The following is a 3365-nucleotide window of genomic DNA, read 5'->3' on the forward strand; positions in this document are numbered from 1 at the left end:
GCGGGGTTCCGGTTGAAGCCGGGGGGCGGGTCGGGCGCCCGGCACCCCGGCTCCCGCTCTAGCAGGAGCCCGGGGCGCGGGAGCCCGGATTCAGGCGCCGGCGGTGCTGGTGTCGTCGGTACCGCCCGTGCCGCTGCGACCGAGGCGGGCGGGGAGCGTCTTGCTGCCGTTCGCCTCCAGCCCGAGCGCGGTGATGGTGTCCAGCGCGGTCGCGCCCACCACAAAGGCGACGGCGCCCCAGATCGCGCGGTTGCGCGGGCTCTTGGCCGCCGCGAGCCCGAGCGCGGTCAGGTCCATCGCGTCGCCGACGACCCGGTTCCACATGCGGGCCGAATGGGCGGGCGCCTGGAGCAGGCCGACGCCGGCGGCGACTTCGCGCGCGCCGAACGCGCGGACCAGCCCTTCATGGCCGTCCGCATCGAGGGTGCGGGCGATGCGCCGCGCGCCGAGCAGCTCGGCTGCGCCCAGCGCAAGGCTGAACACGCCGAGGCCGAAGCTGAGTTTCCTGGCATCCATGGTCGGTCTCCTTCGTCAGGGGCGGCTCCCCCGTGAAGGGGAGCCGGCCGGGTCAGTCGCGCAGGTCGGCGGGCACGGTGCCGCCGTTGCTCGCGAGCTCGCGCATCACCGCCTTGTGCAGCCAGATGTTCATTTCGGCAGAGCCGTCCTTGGCGCCGGTGTAGCCGAGCTCGGTCGCGAGCTCCTTGCGGTTGTCGAGGCTGGGATCGAGATCGAGCAGCTTCATCAGATCGACGATCGAGGTGCGCCAGTTGAGGCCGGGGTGCGCGGCCTCGCGCGCCTTCAGCACCGCTTCGACATCGACCGGCTGGCCGCTGGTCGGCTCGGCCGCGGTGGTCTGCGGCGGGGTGGCGGCGCCGGGCACCGGATCGGGGATGTGGACGGCGACGGTCTTGGTCTGGGTGACGGTGCCGTTCTTGGCCGCCGCCGCCTCTGCGCGATCCTTCTGGCCGAAGTAGTTGTCGCCGAAGGGGCCGCCGTCCTTGCCGAAGATGGCCGTCTTGATCTTGCCGAAGATGCTCATGCTCTCGTCCCGTGATGAGGTTCACCGGAGGTAACGAGCGGGGGGCGGGCTGGTTCATCCCGCCCGTCGTGTGAACGTGGCGCGTCGTCGGGCGCCGGCGGGGCATCGCGGGCCGCCTGCGCATCGCGCGCGGCCATCGCGTCGAGCTCCGCGATCGCGGCGATGTCTTCCTCGCTCAGATAATCGTCGTCGCTGAGGATCGGGATGGTCATGGGCCAAGCGGCGCTTCGGGCGCGGCGGCACGCGGCGGGTGCGGGGCGCTGCCGTCGAGGAGCGCGCCGAACCAGGCGTCGCGCGCGGCGTGATCGGGCGCGAACTTCTCCTGCTCATGGATGCGCAGCTGCTCCACCTCCTCCATGTCGAGTTCGCGTTCATAGTCCGGGTCGCCGTAGCGGCCGAAGCAGTCGCCGTCGAAGCCCGGCGGCGGTGGGAAGCGGGTGCGCCATTGCTCGCGGAGGTCGCACCACCAGACCGGCTCCGTGGCTTCGGCGGGCGCGTGGCTTTCCGGCGCCGGCTCGGGCGGAAGTTGAGGAAGTTGAGGCTCGGGCGGGGGTGGCGCAACTTCGGGCTCGGGGGTGGCGACGCGCAGCAGGCCGGCGGCCTCGGCGCGGCGCCACTGGTCGGCGGTCCATTCGGCGCGGTGGGCGGGATCGCAGTCGGAGACGTCGATCTCGCTCGCGAGGCCGGCGCCGGCCTGGAGGAAGCGATCGGCGCGGGCGAGGGCGACGACCGGCTCGACGTCCGCCGCCTGTTCGGCGCGGTTGGCGAGGAACAGTGCGGCGCGCGCGGGGCCGGCGTCTCGGCCGAGCAGATCGAGGAAGCCGTCGAACTCCTGCGCGACGATGCGGGCGGCGTGGTGGGCTGGGCCGGAGGCGGGCGCGTCCGCCTGGGCATCGAGCCGGGCGAGCAGGCGGGTGGCGAGGCCGTTGTCGTAGCGGTCGCGCGTCCAGGTGCCGCCGTCCCGGCGGGTGCCGGTCTCGGTCTGGCCATAGAAAGCGCGGGCGAGCAGCGTGTCGGCGACGCGTTCGCGGGCGAGCAGGTTGGCGGCGTGCCAGCCGAGTGCGAAGCCGGCGCCGGCCGCTCGGCGGCGCAGCGCATAGGCGGAGGCGACGGACAGGTCGACGATGCGGCAGGCGTTCTCGACCGTGTGCCCTTCGGCCACGCATTCGAGGAAGCGGCGCTGGCGTTCGGGCGTCCAGCCGTCCTGGCGGAAGCGCGGGGTGGCTTCGGGGGTGTCGAGGATCGCCTCGGGCGCGTCGGCGGCGCTCATCGGGCGGCTCCGGCCAGGCGGCGGAACAGGGCGGCGGTGTGCTCGGCGGCTTCGCGGGCGCCGGGCTGCGGGGGCACGCGGGTGCCGATGCGGCCGGCGTCGAGGTGGTCCGACCAGGCGCGGGTGACGGGATCGTTGAGGTCGATGGCGTCGCGGACGGTGCGCGACAGCATGGGGAGCGGTGCGGGCGACGGCTGGGGGCGGTGCATGGGCGTCCTCCTTCAACAGGCGGACCGGCCATCTATCGCAAGTCGGGGGTTGTAGGACAGCGTGCTGTGCGAGGCGTAGCGAAGCTACGACGAGCGTCGACAGCACGCCCGGACGGCGGCGCTACGGGCGCCGACCGACGCCGCGGCTTTGCCGCGGCGCATGCAGTTCAGATGCTCAGCCGAGCACTTCGCGGACCGCGCGGCGCGCGATGTCGCGCGGGCACTGGTCGACCGGGAAGAGGCGGCGATGGAGCGGCACGAAGGCCGCGAAAGCCTGGTTCGACGGCGAGGTAACCTGGGTCTGCTGAATCGATTGAATGAAGTTCATGATGTTCCTGTTGTTGTTCCAAAGAGACGCCGTCCGGATGGACGGCAGCCGCCATTCTCGCGTCCCGCCGGCGTGCGGCGGGGCATGGGGGAATAAGGCGGAAGCGGCGCGAAAGTTCCGGATGCGGAACGGGTCCGCGCCTGAGGTTGGAGGTGGGGTGTGGGGGCGAGGGTGCAAGGGGGCGCCTGTGACGCACTTGCGTTGATGTAATCTGTGGACTTGCGGTCTAGAAATGTGACGACTAGCATTGGTCAAGATGAAGAACCTACTTAAGTTTGTCGCCTTTTTTACTATAGCTTCTGCGGCGGGCGCTGGCGCATCGCTCCTGCTGCACGTGCTAAATGTGTCAGGTGGTGCTCAAGCCGTGGATGTGAGCTATACGGACTTCCTATCCATAATGAACCGCGCCGGGTTTGTCGGAGGCCCCAACTCCTGAGAGGAAGGGGCTATGACGAGCAAGACGACGAACAAGTTCTCACCTGAGGTACGCGCCCGGGCGGTGCGGATGGTGCTGGACCA

General features: G+C 71.1%; 6 protein-coding genes. All 6 read right to left on the bottom strand.

The features are described from left to right. Positions 1-90 precede the first annotated feature (90 nt). The 6 genes from MHZ35_RS17710 to MHZ35_RS17735 all read right to left on the bottom strand — a co-directional run bounded on the left by MHZ35_RS17710 (position 91) and on the right by MHZ35_RS17735 (position 2846). Positions 91-516 (bottom strand): hypothetical protein, encoded by a 426-nt coding sequence (locus MHZ35_RS17710; RefSeq protein WP_239436833.1) that lies wholly within the window; start codon positions 514-516, stop codon positions 91-93. Between the two features lie 52 nt (positions 517-568). After that, positions 569-1039, bottom strand: coding sequence for a DUF3597 domain-containing protein (locus MHZ35_RS17715; protein WP_239436834.1), 471 nt, complete (start codon positions 1037-1039; stop codon positions 569-571). Then, positions 1036-1251, bottom strand: coding sequence for a hypothetical protein (locus MHZ35_RS17720; RefSeq protein WP_239436835.1), 216 nt, complete (start codon positions 1249-1251; stop codon positions 1036-1038). Before MHZ35_RS17720 ends, MHZ35_RS17715 begins: the two co-directional genes overlap by 4 nt. Next, positions 1248-2309 carry a hypothetical protein gene (locus tag MHZ35_RS17725; protein WP_239436836.1) on the bottom strand — a complete coding sequence of 354 codons (1062 nt, stop codon included), beginning with the start codon at positions 2307-2309 and terminating at the stop codon, positions 1248-1250. Before MHZ35_RS17725 ends, MHZ35_RS17720 begins: the two co-directional genes overlap by 4 nt. Beyond that, complete coding sequence (locus MHZ35_RS17730) at positions 2306-2518, bottom strand: hypothetical protein (RefSeq protein WP_239436837.1); 213 nt, start codon at positions 2516-2518, stop codon at positions 2306-2308. The genes MHZ35_RS17725 and MHZ35_RS17730 overlap by 4 nt, the downstream gene beginning before the upstream one ends. A gap of 175 nt (positions 2519-2693) precedes the next feature. Further along, positions 2694-2846 (bottom strand): hypothetical protein, encoded by a 153-nt coding sequence (locus tag MHZ35_RS17735; RefSeq protein WP_239436838.1) that lies wholly within the window; start codon positions 2844-2846, stop codon positions 2694-2696. Positions 2847-3365: the final 519 nt, after the last annotated feature.

The organism is Sphingomonas sp. ACRSK, from assembly GCF_022346685.1.
GTDB lineage: Bacteria > Pseudomonadota > Alphaproteobacteria > Sphingomonadales > Sphingomonadaceae > Sphingomonas > Sphingomonas molluscorum.

Bases quoted from the DNA above. Each gene is read 5' to 3' on its own strand.
- MHZ35_RS17725 (WP_239436836.1), bottom strand. From the start codon at position 2,309: ATGAGCGCCGCCGACGCGCCCGAGGCGATCCTCGACACCCCCGAAGCC.
- MHZ35_RS17730 (WP_239436837.1), bottom strand. From the start codon at position 2,518: ATGCACCGCCCCCAGCCGTCGCCCGCACCGCTCCCCATGCTGTCGCGC.
- MHZ35_RS17715 (WP_239436834.1), bottom strand. From the start codon at position 1,039: ATGAGCATCTTCGGCAAGATCAAGACGGCCATCTTCGGCAAGGACGGC.
- MHZ35_RS17735 (WP_239436838.1), bottom strand. From the start codon at position 2,846: ATGAACTTCATTCAATCGATTCAGCAGACCCAGGTTACCTCGCCGTCG.
- MHZ35_RS17720 (WP_239436835.1), bottom strand. From the start codon at position 1,251: ATGACCATCCCGATCCTCAGCGACGACGATTATCTGAGCGAGGAAGAC.
- MHZ35_RS17710 (WP_239436833.1), bottom strand. From the start codon at position 516: ATGGATGCCAGGAAACTCAGCTTCGGCCTCGGCGTGTTCAGCCTTGCG.